General features: G+C 71.9%; 19 protein-coding genes. 8 read left to right on the top strand and 11 right to left on the bottom strand.

Annotation, left to right across the window (positions count from 1 at the left end):
• Positions 1-7 precede the first annotated feature (7 nt).
• Together ACFYXK_RS21410 and ACFYXK_RS21405 are read right to left on the bottom strand one after the other, a co-directional pair.
• Complete coding sequence (locus ACFYXK_RS21410; RefSeq protein ID WP_389412550.1) at positions 8-1,300, bottom strand: cytochrome P450; 1,293 nt, start codon at positions 1,298-1,300, stop codon at positions 8-10.
• Positions 1,301-1,364: 64 nt separating this feature from the next.
• The gene (locus tag ACFYXK_RS21405; protein WP_389412549.1) at positions 1,365-2,519 is read right to left on the bottom strand and encodes a low temperature requirement protein A; all 1,155 of its coding nucleotides are present in this window, start codon (positions 2,517-2,519) and stop codon (positions 1,365-1,367) included.
• A gap of 222 nt (positions 2,520-2,741) precedes the next feature.
• On the opposite strand from ACFYXK_RS21405, the gene ACFYXK_RS21400 reads away from it, so the two are divergent.
• Entirely contained in the window at positions 2,742-2,963 is a 222-nt protein-coding gene (locus ACFYXK_RS21400) for a hypothetical protein (RefSeq protein WP_383514915.1), read from the top strand.
• Positions 2,964-2,967: 4 nt separating this feature from the next.
• Here the strand turns inward: ACFYXK_RS21400 and mscL are convergent, their stop codons facing one another.
• The 3 genes from mscL to ACFYXK_RS21385 form a co-directional block, all read right to left on the bottom strand.
• A complete protein-coding gene (gene mscL / locus ACFYXK_RS21395; RefSeq protein ID WP_389412639.1) occupies positions 2,968-3,513 on the bottom strand; it encodes a large conductance mechanosensitive channel protein MscL in 546 nt (181 codons plus the stop codon).
• A 132-nt stretch (positions 3,514-3,645) separates the two neighbouring features.
• The gene (locus ACFYXK_RS21390) at positions 3,646-4,044 is read right to left on the bottom strand and encodes a hypothetical protein (protein WP_389412548.1); all 399 of its coding nucleotides are present in this window, start codon (positions 4,042-4,044) and stop codon (positions 3,646-3,648) included.
• A gap of 331 nt (positions 4,045-4,375) precedes the next feature.
• Complete coding sequence (locus ACFYXK_RS21385) at positions 4,376-4,702, bottom strand: ArsR/SmtB family transcription factor (protein WP_389412547.1); 327 nt, start codon at positions 4,700-4,702, stop codon at positions 4,376-4,378.
• Positions 4,703-4,815: 113 nt separating this feature from the next.
• Between ACFYXK_RS21385 and ACFYXK_RS21380 the strand changes: the two genes are divergently transcribed.
• On the top strand, positions 4,816-5,796 hold the full coding sequence (locus ACFYXK_RS21380; RefSeq protein WP_389412546.1) for a zinc-binding alcohol dehydrogenase family protein: 981 nt from the start codon (positions 4,816-4,818) through the stop codon (positions 5,794-5,796).
• Between the two features lie 56 nt (positions 5,797-5,852).
• Here the strand turns inward: ACFYXK_RS21380 and ACFYXK_RS21375 are convergent, their stop codons facing one another.
• The 5 genes from ACFYXK_RS21375 to ACFYXK_RS21355 form a co-directional block, all read right to left on the bottom strand.
• Positions 5,853-6,410 (bottom strand): carboxymuconolactone decarboxylase family protein, encoded by a 558-nt coding sequence (locus ACFYXK_RS21375; RefSeq protein ID WP_389412545.1) that lies wholly within the window; start codon positions 6,408-6,410, stop codon positions 5,853-5,855.
• 123 nt (positions 6,411-6,533) lie between these two features.
• Entirely contained in the window at positions 6,534-7,367 is an 834-nt protein-coding gene (locus tag ACFYXK_RS21370) for an S-methyl-5'-thioadenosine phosphorylase (RefSeq protein ID WP_383514896.1), read from the bottom strand.
• An 84-nt stretch (positions 7,368-7,451) separates the two neighbouring features.
• Positions 7,452-7,748: an FmdB family zinc ribbon protein gene (locus ACFYXK_RS21365; protein WP_383514893.1), complete on the bottom strand. Its 297-nt coding sequence runs from the start codon at positions 7,746-7,748 to the stop codon at positions 7,452-7,454.
• Between the two features lie 67 nt (positions 7,749-7,815).
• The gene (locus ACFYXK_RS21360) at positions 7,816-9,153 is read right to left on the bottom strand and encodes an MFS transporter (protein WP_389412544.1); all 1,338 of its coding nucleotides are present in this window, start codon (positions 9,151-9,153) and stop codon (positions 7,816-7,818) included.
• Positions 9,154-9,553: 400 nt separating this feature from the next.
• On the bottom strand, positions 9,554-11,011 hold the full coding sequence (locus ACFYXK_RS21355) for a potassium/proton antiporter (RefSeq protein ID WP_389412543.1): 1,458 nt from the start codon (positions 11,009-11,011) through the stop codon (positions 9,554-9,556).
• Positions 11,012-11,300: 289 nt separating this feature from the next.
• On the opposite strand from ACFYXK_RS21355, the gene ACFYXK_RS21350 reads away from it, so the two are divergent.
• A complete protein-coding gene (locus tag ACFYXK_RS21350) occupies positions 11,301-14,159 on the top strand; it encodes a penicillin acylase family protein (protein WP_389412542.1) in 2,859 nt (952 codons plus the stop codon).
• Here ACFYXK_RS21350 and ACFYXK_RS21345 read toward each other — a convergent pair.
• Positions 14,149-14,763, bottom strand: coding sequence for a 5-formyltetrahydrofolate cyclo-ligase (locus ACFYXK_RS21345; protein WP_389412541.1), 615 nt, complete (start codon positions 14,761-14,763; stop codon positions 14,149-14,151). The two genes, ACFYXK_RS21350 and ACFYXK_RS21345, sit on opposite strands and share 11 nt — an antisense overlap.
• Positions 14,764-14,859: 96 nt before the next feature.
• Between ACFYXK_RS21345 and galU the strand changes: the two genes are divergently transcribed.
• The 5 genes from galU to ACFYXK_RS21320 all read left to right on the top strand — a co-directional run bounded on the left by galU (position 14,860) and on the right by ACFYXK_RS21320 (position 18,943).
• The gene (gene galU / locus ACFYXK_RS21340; protein WP_383514882.1) at positions 14,860-15,762 is read left to right on the top strand and encodes a UTP--glucose-1-phosphate uridylyltransferase GalU; all 903 of its coding nucleotides are present in this window, start codon (positions 14,860-14,862) and stop codon (positions 15,760-15,762) included.
• Positions 15,763-15,766: 4 nt separating this feature from the next.
• Positions 15,767-17,107 (top strand): gephyrin-like molybdotransferase Glp, encoded by a 1,341-nt coding sequence (gene glp / locus ACFYXK_RS21335; protein ID WP_389412540.1) that lies wholly within the window; start codon positions 15,767-15,769, stop codon positions 17,105-17,107.
• A gap of 74 nt (positions 17,108-17,181) precedes the next feature.
• The gene (moaC, locus tag ACFYXK_RS21330) at positions 17,182-17,694 is read left to right on the top strand and encodes a cyclic pyranopterin monophosphate synthase MoaC (protein ID WP_030302752.1); all 513 of its coding nucleotides are present in this window, start codon (positions 17,182-17,184) and stop codon (positions 17,692-17,694) included.
• Between the two features lie 119 nt (positions 17,695-17,813).
• On the top strand, positions 17,814-18,317 hold the full coding sequence (locus ACFYXK_RS21325; RefSeq protein ID WP_383515082.1) for a molybdenum cofactor biosynthesis protein B: 504 nt from the start codon (positions 17,814-17,816) through the stop codon (positions 18,315-18,317).
• A 17-nt stretch (positions 18,318-18,334) separates the two neighbouring features.
• Complete coding sequence (locus ACFYXK_RS21320) at positions 18,335-18,943, top strand: GNAT family N-acetyltransferase (protein ID WP_383514873.1); 609 nt, start codon at positions 18,335-18,337, stop codon at positions 18,941-18,943.
• Positions 18,944-19,035: the final 92 nt, after the last annotated feature.

Raw genomic sequence — 19,035 nt, 5'->3', positions numbered from 1 at the left:
CGCCGTATCAGTCCGACGGGCGTTCGAAGGCGAAGCGGAGCGAGCGGACGCGGTTGTCGAAGTTCGATCCCGCCAGGTCCGGCAGCCCCACCGCCCGCAGCCCGACCGGCCGGGTCAGCAGCTCGCGGAACAGGGCCTTCATCTCCACCCGGGCCAGGTGCGCGCCCAGGCAGAAGTGCGGGCCGCCACCGCCGAAGCCCAGGTGCGGATTGGGCGAGCGGGTGATGTCGAAGGCGTCGGGGTCGGGGAAGACGGCCTCGTCGCGGTTGGCGGACGCGTAGTAGAGCACCACCTTGTCGCCCGGCCGGAACAGGTGCCCGCCCAGGGTGTGTTCGGCGGCCACCGTCCGGCGGAACTGGATGATCGGCGTCGAGTGCCGGATCATCTCGTCCACCGCCCCGTCCGCGTACGCCTCGAAGTCACCGAGCAGCAGGTCGCGTTGGTCGGGATGGTCGGTCAGCAGGGTCAGCCCGTGGGTGATCGCGTTGCGCGTGGTCTCCACGCCGGCCACCATCAGCAGCGAGAAGAACGCCCCCAGCTGGCGGGCGTTCAGCGCCTGGTCTCCGGCCGCCCCGTTGACGTTCGCGGTGACCAGGGCCGAGATCAGGTCGTCGGTGGGGTTCTTGCGCCGCTCCCGCCCGATGCCCGCGACCATCCGCTGCATCCGGGCCAGGGCCCGCAGGCCGCGCCCGGGCATCCGCAGCCGCGAGGCCAGGCCCCGCTCGACCCCGATGTTCTCCGAGGCGTGGTTGACGCGGTCGGCGATCTCGGCGCGGTAGCGCTCCGGGATGCCCATCATGTTGCAGATGACCTCGAGCGGAAGCCGCGAGGACACGGCGGAGACGAACTCGTCGGGTTCGTGCTCCAGCACGTCGTCCACGATCCGGGCGGCCACCGTGTGGATGTCCTGCTCGGCCGCCGCCAGCAGCCGCGGTGTGAACGCCCGCTGCACGATCTTGCGCAGCTGCGCGTGGTCGGCACCGTCCAGGTTGACCATCGAGTCCCCGAACAGCGCCCGCACCCACCGGGCCGGCTCGGGCGTGGTCACCCCGGGCGCGCTGGCGAACACCTTCGGGAGCCGGCTCGCCTCCTGCACGTCCGCGTGCCGTACGAGGGCCCAGTGCCCGCGGCCCTTCCCCTCGGGCACGTAGACCGGGGACTCCAGCGCCCGCAGCCGGGCGAACGCCGCGAGCCGCGCGGCAGGGGGCTGCTGCCAGAACGCCGGGTCGGCGAGCTCCCCGTACTCCGCCACCGCCGGGCCCGAGCCCGTGTCCGCGTACCGCTGTACCGGGACCTTCATCGTTTCTTCTTCCTGTCGCCGGCGTGCTCGCCGGGGCCGCCGCGGCCGTCGCCGCCCGCCGTCCTCACGCACCAGAACGCTCCCGGTGGGCCAAGGTCACGCCCACCGCGACGGCGGCCGCGGCGACCAGCCCGGCCCACAGCACCGCCTGCGCGCCGGTCCACGCGCAGGCGAGGATCGCCAGAGCCGTGAGCGGCAGCACCAGCTGCTGGGCCGTACCCCGCTTGAAGTGGCGTGAGTGCAGCAGCCAGACGAAGGCCAGGAACAGCGCCGCCGGGATGCACACCGAGAGGTTGGCGGTCAGGGCCGAGACGTGGGCCTTGCCGACCGCGTGCTCGATCGCCACCTCGATGCCGGCCCCGATGGCCGCGGCCGACGCGAAGATCACGTAGTGCCCGTACCCCCAGGGGATGGCCTGACGGTTGCCCTGCAGCCGGTCGTGCGCGGGGACGGCGAAGTAGATCCACCAGGCCGCGAAGACCAGCAGCAGGCCGCCCGCCGCGATCGGCAGCAGCTCGCCCAGCGCCTCGTGCTCGTCGATCGCCGACTGGACCGCGACCGTGCTTGCGGCGATGGTCTCACCGAGCACGATGATGGTGAACAGGCCGTACCGCTCGGCGATGTGGTGCGGATGCCACTGCGTCTGGTAGCTGCGCTCGGCCAGGAGCGGAACAAGCAGCTCCACCATCACGAGGACCAGGAAGAGCCACCTGCGGGAGTGCTCCGGGGCCGCGAGCAGCGCCACCCAGCCCGCCTGGCAGAGCACCAGCCCGATCGCGTACGTGAGGGCGGTGCGCCGGGCCGGACCCTGCTCCCCGGCGGCGGCGCGCAGCCACTGCACGGTGAGCGCGAGCCGCATCACCACGTAGCCGAGGACGCAGATGGTCCACTCGTTGTCGTTGAACGCGCGCGGGATCCCGGCCGCATAGATGAGCACACCGGCGATCTGCACGAGGGTCGCGATCCGGTACGGCACGTCGTCGACGTCGTAGGCGGAGGCGAACCAGGTGAAGTTCATCCAGGCCCACCACACGCCGAAGAACACGAAGAGGTAGCCGGCGATGCCGGCGCCGACATGGCCCTCGGCGAGCGCGTGGACGAGCTGCCGGCCGGCCTGCGCCACCGCGACGACGAAGCAGAGGTCGAAGAACAGTTCCAGCGGGGTCGCGGCCCGGTGGCCCTCGTCCCGGCTGCGGGAGGTCATCGGTACGTACGTCATACCGCCAGGACACCAGCCGTACGCCGGCCGGCAGGCGAGGCGCGCGGCCGGCGGGCTGCGGACCCCTCTGACCTACGCACCCTTCTGCCCCGGGGACTGCGGGCGGCGGGACCGTGCCCCGTCGGCTGCGCGACGCCGGTGCCCGGGCGCAGGGCGGGGCCACAGGGCGGGGCCACAGGGCGGGGCCGCGGGGCGGGCCGGGGGCGGCCGTACCCTGGAGGCATGAGCACCGCCCCCGCCTCCGACCCGCAGTCCTCGCAGCCCGCATCCCGGCCCGAGGCCGCGCCCGCGGCGAAGCCCAGGCCCCGGCTCGTCTTCGACGACCCGCTGGACCAGCAGTCTTCGGACGACACCGACCGCGGGTGGGGCGAGCGGCCGCCCGCCGGCGGGAGCGCCGCCGACCTGGCCCGCTTCCTCGACGAGAAGCCGCCGCACCACCTCTGACCTGCTAGTACCCCGAGCCGGGGTGACCGTACTGGCCACCCTGACCGCCATATCCGTCCTGGCCACCCTGACCGCCGTACCCGCCCTGACCGCCCTGCCCATTGCGGCTGCGCTGGGCGACCAGCTCGTCCCGGATCTCCTTGAGGACCACGAGCTCGGTGATCTCCATGGTCTCCTGGACGCCCTCCCTGGCCCGGCGGCGCTGCTCCACCTTGGCGAGGTACTTCGACATCGGCAGCACCATCAGGAAGTAGACGACCGCCGCCGTGATCAGGAAGGTCAGCGCGGCGTTCAGCACCGATCCCCAGAGGATGTTGACGCCGATGGCGTCCCCCTTCGCGTCGACGCCGCAGGGGCCCTTCAGGCAGGACGTGTAGCCGTCCAGGCTCTTCGTGCCGACGGCGCCCACCAGCGGGCTGATGATCCCCTTCACCACCGAGTTCACGATGTTGGTGAACGCGGCGCCGATGACGACCGCCACCGCCAGGTCGACCACGTTGCCGCGCATCAGGAAGGCCTTGAAGCCCGCCAGGACGCTCTCCTTCTTCATCTCGCTCACCACTGAGCCTTTCTTCGAATCCGCCGAACATGGAGCCAACGGTTCCGAAAGCTACGGCAGTCCGGACCCGGCGTGTCCAATCGGAGCCCGTCTTGTGGTGACTTGACGGCACTCCCGTCCGATTCAGCACAACGTCACCGCCAGTCGTGCCACTGCGCCCGCCCCCACGAGAGCCCGCGCGGTGTCCCGGGGCACCGACAGGACCACCAGGGCCCCGCCGTCCCCAACGCCCTTCTCCGGATCGGGTACTTCGACCACCCGGGCCCCCGCGGCCACCACCCGCGGCGGGCCGGCGCGCTCCGCCGCCACCACGTCCACCCGGTCCCCGGACCGCAGCAGTCGCACCGTCGCCGCGTCCGCGATGCGCACCGGCGCCGACACCCACCGCACCGCCGCGGGCGCCGGTTTCACCTCCGGCGGCGCGGCGCCCCGCGAAGCCTGGGCCTCCGTCCCGCCCACCACCGCCAGGGCGGCCGCCAGCACGGCCAGCCCGGCCGACGCGGCCCGCCGCCGACGTCGCACCGCGCGGCGCAGCCGGTCCCCGCCCCGACCGACGCGCAGCGGGGGAAAGGACGGGACCGGGCGCGCAGGGGGACACGTAGAGGGAGCGGAAAAGGAGGAAGGTGCGGAAAAGGAGGAAGGTGCGGAAAGGGAGCAAGGCGCGGAAGGGGTCGAGAGGGAAGGGACGCGCGAGGTCCTGGACATGACGGCCACCACCAGTGAGCTGAGTTCCGGTGCCCGGGCCCAGTGCCCGGACACCCCTCACGATCCGCCGCCCCGCCGAATCCCGCCCGCGCCTGTGGACGGTCCCCAGCCTGTGGACAACGTCGCCACCCGCAGGGGTGAGGGCCCGTCAGGCCTCGGTGCTCTCCTCGCGCAGGACCAGTGCCAGCAGCCCCGGGAAGCGGGCCTCGAACTCCGCGCGCCGCAGCCGGTTGACGCGCCCGCGCCCCTGGTCGCGCTGCTCCAGCAGCCCGGAGCCGCGCAGCACCGCGAAGTGGTGGCTGAGGGCCGCCTTGCCCACGGGTACGTCGAACGTGCCGCAGCTGCGCTCCCAGTCGCCCGCACCCGCGAGCTCCCGTACGAGCTGCAGCCGCACCGGGTCGGCGAGTGCGGCGAGGGCCGCCTGGACGGGCACGTCGTCGGGGTGGGTGTGCTCGGGTTCGGCCCGGTGTCCCATCGCGGGTCCTTCCTGCAGCGTTCGCGCTCTTGCGGAATGTTCGATGAAAACCGTACAGTCGCGTCACCGCATTGTTCGCTTTTCATTGAACAGTCTAGCCGGGGGTACCAGTCATGCACGCAGTCGAGTTCCACGAGTTCGGCGGACCCGAGGTCCTCCACACCACCGAGGTCCCCGTACCGGAGCCGGCCCACGGCGAGGTGAGCGTCGACGTCGCCTACGCAGGAGTCAACTTCGCCGACGTCCTGGCCCGGGCCCACGGCTACCGGGTCCCGGCCCTGCCCTTCCGCCCCGGCCTCGAGATCTCCGGCCGCATCCGGGCCGTCGGCCCCGGAGTCGAGGGCCTGCGGCCCGGCCAGGAGGTCGCCGCCCTCACCTCGCACAGCGGCTACGCCGAGGTCGCCGTCGCCCCCGCCGCCACCGTCTTCGCGCTCCCCGAGGGCATCTCCCTGCGCACCGCCGCCACCCTGCCGACCGTCCTGCCCACGGTCCAGGGGCTCGTGCACGCGGTCGGCCGGCTGCGCGCCGGGGAGAGCGTGCTCGTCCAGAGCGCGGCCGGCGGCATCGGAACCGTTGCCGCCCAGGTCGCCCGGCTCGCCGGAGCCCGCGCCGTCTACGGCGTCGTCTCCCGCCCCGAAAAGGCCGCGGAAGCCCTCAAGTACGGCTATGACGAGGTGTTCGTCGGCGACGGATTCACCGAGGACGTGCTCCGCGCCACCGGCGGCCGTGGAGTCGACCTCGCCCTCGACCCCGTCGGCGGCGACACCTTCCGCCGCAGCCTGGACTCCCTCGCGCGCTACGGCCGCCTCGTCGCCTACGGCAACGCCGGCGGGGCCGCACCCTGGCAGATCGGCCAGCCCGAGCTCAACCCGCGCGGACTCTCCGTCGGCGGCTTCTCCATCCTCACCCTCGCCCAGGACGACCCCGAGGCGCTGCGCACCCTCGCCGCCGACTCCTTCCGGCTCGCCGCGAGCGGCAGCGTCGAACTGCCGGTCACCGCCGAGTTCCCGCTCGGCCGGGCCGCCGAGGCGCACCGCCTGATGGACACCCGCACCACCACCGGCAAGCTGCTGCTCCGCGTCGCGGGGGAGTGAGGCCGGTCCGCGGCGGCTACCGGCTGCTGTCGCTGATCATCCCGCCATCGTGCGGTTCACGGCCGGGGCGGGACCTCGCAGGCCTCCGAGAAGCCCTGGCTGGTCAGGCCGAAGGCGCGGTTGGCCCGCGAGCGCCAGTTCTCCAGCGCGACCAGCGCGGTGAGTTCGACGTACGCCGCCTCTCCCAGGCGCGCGATCAGCTCCGCGGCGAGCTCGTCCGTGACCGTCGGCTCGGTCTCGGTCATGGCCTCGGCGTACTCCATGACCAGCAGCTCCAGCTCCGTGAACGCTCCGCGGTTCTCGCGCCACCGCGGCACCTGCCCGATCTTTTGCGCCGACAGCCCGCGTTCCAGGCCCTCCCAGTAACCGAAGTTCATGCACCACGAGCAGTTGATCCGGGCCGCCGCCGCCATCACCGCGAGGTGCCCCAGCCCCGCGTCGAGGGCGTGCCACTTCGCCGCCTGCTGCTCGAGGCGTACGTACGTGAACAGCACGCGCGAATTGTGCCCGTACGCCTGGCCGGGGTCGAGCACCTTGCCGTACCTGCGGCGCGAGTACCAGGCGCCGATGCGCATGAGGAGGGTGCGGGGCGGGGTGAGCGAAATGCGCGACATGGCGGTCGCCTCCTGGACGGTCGGTCGGTCTCGTCGGTCCTTCACCAGCCGAGACCGGACAGCCCTCCGGAACGTGACAGCCCGCACCGGATTTCCCGCACCGGATTCCGCCGCCGCGGCCGGTTACGGGAGTTCGATGCCCAGGTCCCAGCCGTCGTGGACGTGGGTGCACAGGCAGGCGCGGGACTCCGTCGGCGGCAGCGCGGCCACCGCGTCGAACAGGACCTCGCGCAGGCGGCCCACGTTCTCGCCGAACACCTTCAGGACCTCCGTGTGGGACACGCCCTCACCCGTCTCCGCGCCCGCGTCCAGGTCGGTGACCAGCGCCATCGACGTGTAGCAGAGCCCCAGCTCGCGCGCGAGGACCGCCTCGGGGTGGCCCGTCATGCCGACGACCGACCAGCCCATCGCCGCGTGCCACTTCGATTCGGCGCGGGTCGAGAACCGGGGGCCCTCGATCACGACCATGGTGCCGCCGTCCACCGGCTCCCACGCCCGGCCCCGCGCCGCCGCCAGCGCCACCGAGCGGCCCACCGGGCAGTACGGGTCGGCGAACGTGGTGTGCACGACGTTCGGCACGGTCCCGTCGGGCAGCGGCTCCCCGTCGAAGAAGGTCTGCGCCCGGGACTTCGTACGGTCGACCAGCTGGTCGGGAACGAGCAGCGTGCCCGGACCGTACTCGGTGCGCAGCCCGCCGACCGCGCACGGGCCGAGCACCTGGCGCACGCCCACCGAACGCAGCGCCCACAGGTTGGCCCGGTAGTTGATCTTGTGGGGCGGGACCTTGTGGCTGCGGCCGTGGCGCGGGAGGAAGGCGATCTGCCGCCCGGCCAGCTCGCCGAAGAAGAGGGAGTCGCTCGGTGGCCCGTACGGGGTGTCCACCCGGACCTCGGAGACGTCCTCCAGGAAGGAGTAGAAGCCCGAACCGCCGATGACACCGATCTCTGCGTTAGCCATGCGGCCACCCTAGCCGGGCGTGCACAAGGCCCCGCCGCCCGGAAGGGGCGACGGGGCCTTGCGAAGAACGGGCGGGACCGGAGATCAGGCAGCCGACGTGGAGCTGCTGCTCGAGCTCGACGTCGAAGACGTGCTGGACGTCGACGAAGCGGCCGGGGCGGCAGGCGTCGACGGCTTCGAGGCAGGGGTGCTGCTCGACGAAGCGCCACGGCTGTCGTTCCGGTAGAAACCGGATCCCTTGAAGACGATGCCGACCGCGGAGAACACCTTCTTCAGGCGTCCGTTGCAGTTCGGGCACTCGGTCAGTGCGTCATCGGTGAACTTCTGCACGGCCTCAAGGCCCTCACCGCACTCGGTGCACTGGTACTGGTAGGTCGGCACGAATTTCCTCCTGGCACTCTGACTCTATGAGTGCTAACGACGTTCCATGGTGACGTATTCCGGCCGATCAGTCCACCGTCACCGGCACGCGGTGACCGAGACCACGCTCGTTCGCCCGCGGAGCCGGGGCCTGCTCGCCCGCGACGGAGGCCGCCGATCCCGGCGACGAGCTGATGATCCGGCTCGGGGCCTTCGGGGCCAGCTTCGAGCGCAGCGCGAGCAGGGTCGCCAGCGCCAGCACGGTGCCCGCCATGGGCACGAGGAAGCCGTACGAGGACCCGTGCGCGTCCGTCAGGCGGCCGGCCAGGGTCACGGCGGTGGCCTGACCGAAGGCGACCGCACCGGTCAGCCAGGTGAAGGCCTCGGTCCGGGCGTTCGCCGGGATCAGCGACTCGATCATCGTGTAGCCGGTGATCAGGGCCGGGGCGATGCACAGGCCGACGACCAGGCCGAGCGCGCCCAGCAGGATCATGGAGTGGGCGGTCCACAGGACCGAGGCGGCGACGGTGAGGCCGGCGTAGCCGAGCAGCAGCCGGCGGCGCGGGCCGATCTTCCAGGCGATGGCGCCGCAGGCGATGCCCGCGGTCATGTTGCCGGCCGCGAAGACGCCGTACAGCAAGCCGTTGGCGCCCGGGTTGCCGATCTCGTTCGAGAAGGCGGCCAGCGACACCTGCATCCCGCCGAAGACGGCGCCGATGCCGAGGAAGGCCACGATCAGGACGCGCAGGCCCGGGAAGGACAGCGCGGAGGCGTGCTTCTCGCCCGCGGCCGCGGGGGCGTGCAGCTTCGGCTGCGTGGCGCGCTGCGCGGCGAAGACCAGACCGCCGGCCAGCGTCAGCGCGGCCTCGGTGATCAGGCCCGCGGCCGGGTGGACGCCGGTGCACAGGGCGGTCGCCAGCACGGGGCCGACGACGAAGGTGAACTCGTCGGTGACGGACTCGAACGCGGCGGCCGTCGGCAGCAGCGGGGAGCCCTCCAGCCTGGCGGCCCAGCGGGCCCGGACCATCGGTCCGACCTGCGGGACGGAGGCACCGGCCGGGACGGCGGCCAGCGCCAGCGCCCACACGGGAGCGCCCAGCAGCGCGAGCGCCACGAGGGTGCTGACGGCGGCGGAGTGCATGAGGACGACGGGGACCAGGACGGCGCTCTGGCCGCGGCGGTCGGTGAGCTTGCCCATCACCGGGGCGGACAGCGCCATCGAGATGCCGGTGACGGCGGCGACGATGCCGGCGCTGCCGTAGGAACCGGTGGTGTGCTGCACGAGCAGCAGGATGCTGATGGTCAGCATGCCGAAGGGGAGCCGGGCGGCGAATCCCGGGAGAACGAAGCCGATGGCGCCGGGCGTGCGCAGGAGCTGCCCGTAACCGGGGCGTGCGGACTTGTCGGTCGTGACCGCGGATGTCACGGCCTGGCCTTTCCGCTGCCTGGTAGAGCGTCCCCGTCTGCGGACGGTGTGCCGCCTCGTGAGCGACCGCACCCGTACATGTGGGAGCCCCGAGAGCTGTCCTCTTGCGCAGAACCGAGTGATACCTGGGCGCCCACTGCGGGAGGGTGCCACGGCCGCTTTGCGGTCGCGCCAGCTCTGCGTCAGGCAGAGTTGGTTCGATGTGGTGTGCCTTTATCGTACAGGTAGTACGCGCGTAGCGTCCTGTGATTCCGGTGACAGAATGTGCCTTCACCTGCGATTAACTGGAAGTTCGCCTTCCTTGCGCCTCTAAAACAGGGTGAAACGGTCCGCAAACCCCCGAAAACATAGAATTAGAACGACGCTCTAACTCTCTGTTCCAGCCCCGCGCGGGCCCTGCTCAAGCCCCGTTCGAGCCCGTGCCGAGCCATCCGGCCAGCTTGCCGCCCCGGGCCACGGCCCGCAGCCGGGCCTCCGCCGCGTCGCGGACCGGATCCGTGGCCACCACCAGCAGCTCGTCCCCGCGCCGCAGTACGGTCGACGGCAGCGGTACGAAGCTCTTCGCGTCGCGGACCACCAGCGTCACCGACGCCCCCGGCGGCAGCCGCAGCTCGCTCACCTCGACGCCGTGCATCCGCGAGGCGTCCGGGATGGCGAAGGACAGCAGGTGCCCGCGCAGCTTCTCCAGCGGTGCCGACTCGATCCCCAGGTCGGCGGCCCCCTCGTCGCCGGCGCCGAGCTCCAGCTTGCGCGCGAGCCACGGCAGGGTCGGTCCCTGGACCAGGGTGTAGACGACGACCAGCACGAAGACGATGTTGAAGACGCGGTCGCTGCCCTCGATCCCGGTCACCATCGGGATGGTCGCCAGGATGATGGGCACGGCGCCGCGCAGCCCCGCCCACGACATCAGGGCCTGCTCCTGCCACGGGATCCGGAACGGCAGCAGGCTGACGAAGACCTCCAGGGGCCGCGCCACCATCGTCAGCACCAGGCCGATGACCACGGCCGGCCAGAAGTCGTTCACGAGCTCGTGCGGGGTCACCAGCAGGCCCAGCAGCACGAACATGCCGATCTGCGCGATCCAGCCGAGCCCGTCCGCGAACCCCCGGGTCGCCGGCCAGTGCGGGAGCTTCGCGTTCCCGAGCACCATGGCCGCCAGGTAGACGGCGAGGAAGCCGGAGCCGTGCGCCATCGCGCCGGCCGCGTACGCCGTCACGGCGATCGCCATCACGGCGATCGGGTAGAGGCCGGAGGCGGGCAGGGCCACGTGCCGCAGGCCGTACGCCCCCAGGAAGCCCACCGACAGGCCGATCGCGACGCCGATCGCCAGCTCGAGGGCGATCTTGCCGATCAGGACGTACCACTGGTCCACGGGGCCGACGGACGCGAACGCCACGACCAGGATCACGACGGGGGCGTCGTTGAAGCCCGACTCGGCCTCCAGCACGCCCGTGATCCGCGCGGGCAGCGGCACCTTGCGCAGGACGGAGAACACGGCTGCCGCGTCGGTCGAGGAGACGACCGCGCCGATCAGCAGGGCCTGGCGCCACTCCAGTCCGACCAGGTAGTGCGCGCCGGCCGCCGTGACGCCGACGCTGATCGCGACCCCGACCAGCGACAGGACGATCGCTGCCGGCAGAGCGGGCTTGATCTGTTTCCACTTGGTGCCCAGACCACCCTCGGCGAGGATCACGACGAGCGCGGCATAACCGATGACCTGAGTCAGTTCGGCGTTGTCGAAGACGACGTTGCCGATGCCGTCCTGCCCTATCGCGATGCCTATGCCGAGGTAGATGAGCAGGCTGGGGAGGCCGCTGCGTGAAGAGATGCGTACCGCCGCGACGGCGACGAGCAGCACGAGCGAGCAGACCAGCAGGAGCTCATTGAGCGTGTGGACGGTCAGCGGGCGGCCCTTTCCTCAAGGCGCCAGGCGGAACGTTCCTCCAGGCGACAAGTCCGGCAAGATCGGCAGGTACTTCGTTACCTTACCTAATATTTGACGCGTCCTTTACGCGATAACCACATTGTGAAACGCCTGTTAGGCCCTGTCCTCGTCACCTCGACCCCTGGCGGATCAACGGACCCGGTCCTGCGCCTATGGTTGCTCCCAGCACTCCCAGGACCACCCTGCCCCTCTAAGGACAGCGATGCCCGCCAACGAAACCGCCCCTTCCGTCAAGAAGAAGGGACGACGCGCCCGTCTGATCGTGCTCGTGCTGGTCCTGGCGCTCCTCGCGGGCTTCGGGTACGGGACGTACTGGAGCATGGACAACGTCCGCGCCTCGTTCCCCCAGGCCACCGGCACCCTCAAGGTGCCCGGCCTGACCGGGACCGTGGAGGTCAAGCGCGACTCCCACGGCATTCCCCAGCTCTACGCCGACAACGACGACGACCTCTTCCGCGCGCAGGGCTTCGTCCACGCCCAGGACCGCTTCTGGGAGATGGACGTCCGCCGCCACATGACCTCCGGCCGGCTCTCCGAGATGTTCGGGTCCGGCCAGGTCGAGACCGACGCCTTCCTGCGCACGCTCGGCTGGCGCCAGGTCGCGCAGGCCGAGTACGACACGAAGCTCTCGGCCGAGACGAAGAAGTACCTGCAGGCCTACGCCGACGGGGTCAACGCCTACCTGAAGGGGAAGTCCGGCAAGGACCTCTCCGTCGAGCACTCCGCCCTCAAGCTCAGCGACGACTACGAGCCCGAGCAGTGGACCCCGGTGGACTCGGTGGCCTGGCTCAAGGCGATGGCGTGGGACCTGCGCGGCAACATGCAGGACGAGATCGACCGCGCGCTGATGTCCAACAAGCTCACGCAGGCGCAGATCGACGAGCTCTACCCGCCGTACCCCTTCGACCGGAACAGGGCGATCGTCGACGGCGGCAAGGTCGACGGCGGGAAGTACACGCCGCAGGGCGGCGGCGCGGCCGCCGGCTCCACGGGCACGGGTTCCGGATCCGGCACGGGATCGGGCACGGGATCGGGTACGGGCTCCGGCTCCCAGGCCTCGACGGCCCCGGCTCCCGGCGCCTCCGGTGCGAGCGGCCTCGCCGACAACGCCAGCGCCCAGGGCGCGACCGCGGGCCTGCGGACCTCCCTCACCTCGCTCGCCGCCACCCTGGACAAGGTCCCCGCGATCCTCGGCCCCAACGGCAGCGGCATCGGCTCGAACTCCTGGGTCGTCTCCGGCAAGTACACGACCACCGGAAAGCCGCTGCTCGCGAACGACCCGCACCTGTCCCCGCAGCTGCCCTCGGTCTGGTACCAGATGGGCCTGCACTGCCGCGCGGTCTCGAACCAGTGCAAGTACGACGTCGCCGGCTACACCTTCTCCGGCATGCCCGGCGTGGTCATCGGCCACAACGCCGACATCGCCTGGGGCATGACCAACCTCGGCGCCGACGTCACCGACCTCTACCTCGAGCAGGTCAAGCCCGAGGGCTACGTCTACGACAACAAGGTGGTCCCCTTCACGACCCGTGAAGAGATCATCAAGATCGCGGGCGGCACCAGCAAGAAGATCACCGTCCGCACCACCAACAACGGCCCGCTGATCTCCGACCGCAGCGACGAGCTCGGCACGGTCGGCAGCCGCGCCCCCGTCTCCAGCTCGGCCCCCGACCGCGGCAACGGCTACGCCGTCGCCCTGCGCTGGACGGCCCTGGACCCGGGCAAGTCGATGGACGCCGTGTTCGGCATCGACCGGGCCAAGGACTTCGCGGGCTTCCGCGCCGCCGCCCGTGACTTCGAGGTGCCGTCCCAGAACCTGATCTACGCCGACACCAAGGGCAACATCGGCTACCAGGCGCCGGGCCGCATCCCGGTCCGCGGCGCCGGCGACGGCCGCATGCCGGCCCCGGGCTGGGACTCCAAGTACGCCTGGAAGGGCGGCAAGGACGGCAACGCGGGCTACGTCCCGCAGGACGAGATGCCGTACGACTACAACCCGGCGCGCGGCTACATCGTCACCGCGAACCAGGCCGTCGTGGAGAGCGGGACCGGCGCGGGCAAGTACCCGTACGTGCTGACCACCGACTGGGGCTACGGCGCCCGCAGCCAGCGGATCAACGACCTCATCGAGGCGAAGATCAAGGACAACGGCAAGATCTCCACCGACGACATGCGCACCATGCAGATGGACAACAGCAGCGAGATCGCCGCGCTGCTCACCCCGATGCTGGCCAAGATCGAGGTCTCGGACCCCGACGTGCGTTCCGCGCAGAAGCTGCTGGAGGGCTGGAACTACACGCAGGAGCCCGACTCGGCGGCCGCCGCGTACTTCAACGCGGTCTGGCGCAACATCCTCAAGCTGTCCTTCGGCGACAAGATGCCGAAGGAGCTGCGGATCGAGGGCAGCTGCATGAACGTCCAGGAGGCGAGCAGCGGTCCGGTCGACGACCTGGCCAAGACGGTCCGCGAGTGCGGTACGCGCGACTCCGACTCGGCGCAGCCCGACGGCGGCGACCGCTGGTTCGAGGTGGTCCGGCGCCTGGTCAAGGACGAGAAGTCGGCCTGGTGGCAGACGCCCGCCGCCCGCAACCAGCCGGCGACCGCCACCCGCGACCAGCTGTTCGCGCGGGCCATGAAGGACGCCCGCTGGGAGCTGACCGCGAAGCTCGGCAAGGACCAGTCCACCTGGAGCTGGGGCCGCCTGCACCAGCTGACGCTGAAGAACCAGACCATCGGCACCGAGGGCCCCGGCTTCATGCAGTGGCTCCTCAACCGCGGCCCGTGGAACCTGGGCGGCGGCGAGGCCACCGTGAACGCGACCGGCTGGAACGCCTCCAGCGGGTACGGGGTCACCTGGGTCCCGTCGATGCGCATGATCGTGAACCTCAGCGACCTGGACAAGTCCCGCTGGATCAACCTGACCGGCGCCTCGGGCCACGCGTACCACGACAACTACTACGACCAGACGGACATGTGGGCCAAGGGCGAGCTGCTGGACTGGCCCTTCGGCAAGGACGCGGTGGACAAGGCGAACGCGGAGACGCTGACCCTCAAGCCGTGAATCTGATCACCCCCGACGGGGTGGCCACCGCCTGAACGGGGTGGTCGTGCGGTTCCTCCGGGACCCGCGCGACCACCTCTTCGTCGTAGAGGAGCACGACCAGCGCGGGATCGGCCCCGGCGCCCGCCAGGCGCGCCAGCACCCGGTCGTACGAGCCCCCGCCGCGCCCGAGGCGCATCCCGCGGCCGTCCACGGCCAGTCCCGGCAACAGGACGGCGTCGGCGCCGGTGACCGCGTCCGGCCCGAGCCGGGGCCCGGCCGGCTCCAGCAGCCGCATCTTGCCGGGGTGGGCGGCCTCGGCGAGGCTGCCCGGGCCTTCGTACGCCGCCCAGTCGAGGTCGTTGTCGGGCAGCAGGACGGGCAGCAGCACCCGCTTCCCGGCCGCGCGCAGGGCGTCCAGCAGATCGCGGGTGCCGGGTTCGGAGCCGACGGAGACGTACGCGGCCACGGTGTGCGCATCGGCCAGTTCGGGCAGTTCGAGAGCGGAGCGGGAGAGCGCGAGGGCCGACGTGCGCAGGAACGCGGGGGACAAGGCGCGGCGGGCGGCCAGGAGTTCTCGGCGCAGTCCGGCCTTTTCGGACGGGTTCGGCGGGTTCCATACCACAGCTGACTCTGATTTCCCTTCAAATCGGGGCGAAGCTGGATCTATTTACCGGAATCAAGCCCGGGGCGGTCTGTTCGACCCACTATCGTTCTGCCCATGACTCAGTTGCACCCTGTGATCAAGAAGGCCGTCATCCCGGCCGCGGGTCTCGGCACCCGATTCCTTCCGGCGACGAAGGCGACGCCCAAGGAAATGCTCCCGGTCGTGGACAAGCCGGCCATCCAGTACGTCGTCGAGGAGGCCGTATCGGCCGGCCTGGACGACGTTCTCATGATCACGGGGCGTAACAAGCGCGCACTCGAGGACCACTTCGACCGCAACTACGAGCTGGAATCGGCCCTCATCGCCAAGGGCGACGACGACCGGCTCAAGAAGGTCCAGGAGTCCAGCGACCTGGCCACCATGCACTACGTCCGCCAGGGCGACCCGCGCGGCCTCGGCCACGCCGTCCTGTGCGCCGAGCCGCACGTCGGCGACGAGCCCTTCGCCGTCCTCCTCGGCGACGACCTGATCGACCCGCGCGACCCGCTGCTGCGCCAGATGACCGACGTCCACGCCCGTACCGGCGGCACCGTCATCGCCCTCATGGAGGTCGACCCCGCCAACGTCCACCTCTACGGCTGCGCCGCCGTAGAGGCCACGGACGAGGAGGACGTCGTCCGGATCACCGGCCTCGTCGAGAAGCCGGACCCGGCGGACGCGCCCAGCAATTACGCGGTCATCGGACGCTATGTCCTCCACCCCGCGATCTTCGACATACTGCGGGAGACCGAGCCGGGCCGCGGCGGGGAGATCCAGCTCACCGACGGCCTGCAGAAGCTTGCCGCCGACGAGAGCGTGGGCGGCCCGGTGCACGGCGTGGTCTTCCGGGGCCGCCGCTACGACACCGGAGACCGCGGCGACTACCTGCGGGCCATCGTCCGCCTCGCGTGCGAGCGTGAGGACCTGGGCCCGGAGTTCCGCACCTGGCTTCACCGTTACGTCACGGAGGAGATGTAGCACCTTGAGCAGCCGCGCACCGCAGGACACCGGCCACGGCGCCCAGCGCCTGTGGTCGGTCGACGAGCACCTCGCGGACGTCCTCGCCGCCATCCGGCCGCTGGAGCCCATCGAGCTCCAGCTGCTCGACGCCCAGGGCTGTGTCCTGGTCGAGGACGTCACCGTGCCCGTCGCCCTCCCGCCCTTCGACAACAGCTCCATGGACGGGTACGCCGTCCGCACGGCCGATGTCCAGGGCGCGAGCGAGGAGTTCCCCGCGGTGCTGACGGTCATCGGGGACGTGGCGGCGGGCAGCGGCGAGCTGCCCACCGTCGGCCCCGGCCAGGCCGCCCGCATCATGACGGGCGCCCCGCTGCCTCCGGGGGCCGAGGCCGTCGTACCGGTCGAGTGGACCGACGGCGGCACGGGCGGCGGCGCGGCCGCCGGCATGACCCCGGCCAGCGCGGCCCCCGAGGGCGCGGGCGGCGAGGTGCGCGTGCACCGGGCCGCCGAGGCGCGGGCGCACGTCCGCTCGCGCGGCAGCGACGTCCAGGCCGGGGACCTCGCCCTGGCCGCCGGCACGGTGCTCGGGCCGCCGCAGATCGCGCTGCTCGCGGCCATCGGGCGGGGCACCGTGCGGGTGCGGCCGCGCCCGCGCGTGGTCGTGCTGTCCACCGGCAGCGAGCTCGTCCAGCCGGGTGAGTCGCTGGCCGCGGGGACGATCTACGACTCGAACAGCTTCGCGCTGGCCGCGGCCGCGCGCGACGCCGGGGCGATCGCCTACCGGGTCGGGGCCGTCGCCGACGACGCCGACACCCTGCGCTCCACCATCGAGGACCAGCTGATCCGGGCCGACCTGCTGGTCACCACGGGCGGCGTCAGCGTCGGCGCGTACGACGTGGTCAAGGAGGCGCTGTCCTCGGTGGGCACGGCCGAGGACGAGCCCGACGGCGGGCGGATGGACTTCCGCAAGCTCGCGATGCAGCCCGGCAAACCGCAGGGCTTCGGCACCATCGGCCCGGACCACACCCCCCTGCTGGCCCTGCCCGGCAACCCGGTGTCCTCGTACGTCTCCTTCGAGCTGTTCGTGCGCCCCGCGATCCGCGCGCTCATGGGCCTGGCGGACGTCAACCGGCCCAGCGTGCGGGCGGTCCTGAAGGCCGACAAGGCACTGGGCTCCCCGGCGGGCCGCCGCCAGTTCCTGCGCGGCACGTACGACGCGGTCAGCGGCACGGTCAGCCCGGTCGGCGGATCGGGGTCCCACCTGATCGCGGCCCTGGCCCACGCCGACTCGCTGATGGTCGTACCGGAGGACGTCACCTCGGTGGAGCCGGGGGCCGAGCTGGAAGTGGTCCTGCTCGGCTGAAGTCCGGCCGGTGCGGGTAGCGTGTTGCACCACACAGGCCCTTGCGGGGCCCGGAGCGGGAGCGGCACGAACCTATGGCAGCGTTTTCCCAGGGGGCGACCCCCGGACCCCCTGAGCACAGCAGGCTGACGCACATCGACGAGGCCGGCGCGGCCCGGATGGTGGACGTCTCGGAGAAGGACGTCACGACGCGGACGGCGCGGGCCAGCGGGCGCGTGCTCGTCTCCGCCCGGGTGATCGAGCTGCTGCGCGGCGAGGGCGTGCCCAAGGGCGACGCCCTCGCCACCGCGCGCATCGCCGGGATCATGGGTGCGAAGAAGACCCCCGACCTGATCCCGCTCTGCCACCCGCTGGCCGTCTCGGGCGTGAAGGTGGACCTCTCGGTCGCCGACGACGCCGTCGAGATCCTCGCCACCGTCAAGACCACCGACCGCACGGGCGTCGAGATGGAGGCGCTGACCGCCGTGGCGGTCGCCGGGCTCACCGTCATCGACATGGTGAAGGCCGTCGACAAGGGCGCCGTCATCACGGACGTCCGGGTGGAGGAGAAGACCGGCGGCAAGTCCGGCGACTGGACGCGCGCGTGAACGCCCCGCGCGGCGGCGACGCCTTCAGCCACGTCCACGTACCGGCGGCGCCGGCGGCGGGCGGGACCCCGGCGGCCGGACCGGACGCCGCGGGCGCGCCCCGGGAGCCCGGGCGCACCCTGCGCGGGCTCGTGGTCACCGCATCGAACCGCGCCTCGGCGGGCGTGTACGCCGACCGGGGCGGGCCGCTGCTGGCCGAGGGCCTCGAGAAGCTCGGCTTCACGGTGGACGGCCCGCGGGTCGTCCCCGACGGGGATCCCGTCGAGCAGGCGCTGCGCGAGGGCGTGGCCGCCGGGTACGACGTCATCCTCACCACCGGCGGCACCGGCATCTCGCCGACCGACCGCACCCCGGACGCCACGGCGCGGGTGCTGGACTACGAGATCCCGGGCATCCCGCAGGCCATCCGGGCCGAGGGCCTGGCGACCGTGCCGACCGCGGCGCTGTCCCGGGGCCTGGCGGGCGTGGCGGGCCACACCCTGATCGTGAACCTGCCCGGCTCCACCGGGGGCGTCCGCGACGGCCTCGCGGTCCTCACGCGGATCCTGTCGCACGCCGTGGACCAGATCCGCGGCGGCGACCACCCCGTGCCCCCGGGCAGATCCTCCGGGAGCCCGAGCTGAACGGACCCTCCTGGCCGGTGGTGCTGACCGACGGCGACGTCACGCTCCGGCCGATAAAGCTGCGGGACCAGGCCGCCTGGCGCGAGGTCAACCGGCGCAACCGCGACTGGCTCCGGCCGTGGGAGGCGACGATTCCGCCGCCCGCGCCGTGGGGGCCGGTGATCCACCGGCCGACGTACCGGCAGATGGTGCGCCATCTGCGGGCCGAGGCGAACGCGGGGCGGATGCTGCCGTTCGTCATCGAGTACCAGGGCCGTCTCGTCGGCCAGCTGACGGTCGCCGGGATCACCTGGGGCTCGATGTGCGCGGGCCACGTGGGCTACTGGGTCGACCGCGAGGTGGCGGGCCGGGGCGTGATGCCGACGGCCGTCGCGCTCGCCGTGGACCACTGCTTCGCGAAGGTCGGGCTGCACCGCATCGAGGTGTGCATCCGCCCGGAGAACGGGCCGAGCCGGCGGGTGGTGGAGAAGCTGGGCTTCCGCGAGGAGGGGCTGCGGCCGCGCTACCTCCACATCGACGGCGCCTGGCGCGACCACCTCGTGTACGCGCTGACGGCGGAGGAGGTCCCCGAGGGACTGTTGCGCCGCTGGCACCGCGGACGCAGGCAGGGCACCTCGTCGGCGTAGCGCGCAACGACCGGCCCGCGTCGCGTAAACGAATGAATGTTCGAATTATCGGGGTGAGAAACCGATTCGCCCATAACCTGATCCGAAGAATC

The sequence above is a fragment of the Streptomyces sp. NPDC002209 genome, assembly GCF_042890265.1.
Classification (GTDB): domain Bacteria; phylum Actinomycetota; class Actinomycetes; order Streptomycetales; family Streptomycetaceae; genus Streptomyces.
The sequence above is the reverse complement of the archived record's forward strand: the minus strand, read 5'-3'. Positions and strand labels throughout refer to the sequence as shown.

Coding starts and splice junctions, on each gene's coding strand:
- ACFYXK_RS21410 (WP_389412550.1), bottom strand. CDS start 1,300: ATGAAGGTCCCGGTACAGCGGTACGCGGACACGGGCTCGGGCCCGGCG.
- ACFYXK_RS21405 (WP_389412549.1), bottom strand. CDS start 2,519: ATGACGTACGTACCGATGACCTCCCGCAGCCGGGACGAGGGCCACCGG.
- ACFYXK_RS21400 (WP_383514915.1), top strand. CDS start 2,742: ATGAGCACCGCCCCCGCCTCCGACCCGCAGTCCTCGCAGCCCGCATCC.
- mscL (WP_389412639.1), bottom strand. CDS start 3,513: ATGAAGAAGGAGAGCGTCCTGGCGGGCTTCAAGGCCTTCCTGATGCGC.
- ACFYXK_RS21385 (WP_389412547.1), bottom strand. CDS start 4,702: ATGGGACACCGGGCCGAACCCGAGCACACCCACCCCGACGACGTGCCC.
- ACFYXK_RS21380 (WP_389412546.1), top strand. CDS start 4,816: ATGCACGCAGTCGAGTTCCACGAGTTCGGCGGACCCGAGGTCCTCCAC.
- ACFYXK_RS21375 (WP_389412545.1), bottom strand. CDS start 6,410: ATGTCGCGCATTTCGCTCACCCCGCCCCGCACCCTCCTCATGCGCATC.
- ACFYXK_RS21370 (WP_383514896.1), bottom strand. CDS start 7,367: ATGGCTAACGCAGAGATCGGTGTCATCGGCGGTTCGGGCTTCTACTCC.
- ACFYXK_RS21350 (WP_389412542.1), top strand. CDS start 11,301: ATGCCCGCCAACGAAACCGCCCCTTCCGTCAAGAAGAAGGGACGACGC.
- galU (WP_383514882.1), top strand. CDS start 14,860: ATGACTCAGTTGCACCCTGTGATCAAGAAGGCCGTCATCCCGGCCGCG.
- moaC (WP_030302752.1), top strand. CDS start 17,182: ATGGCAGCGTTTTCCCAGGGGGCGACCCCCGGACCCCCTGAGCACAGC.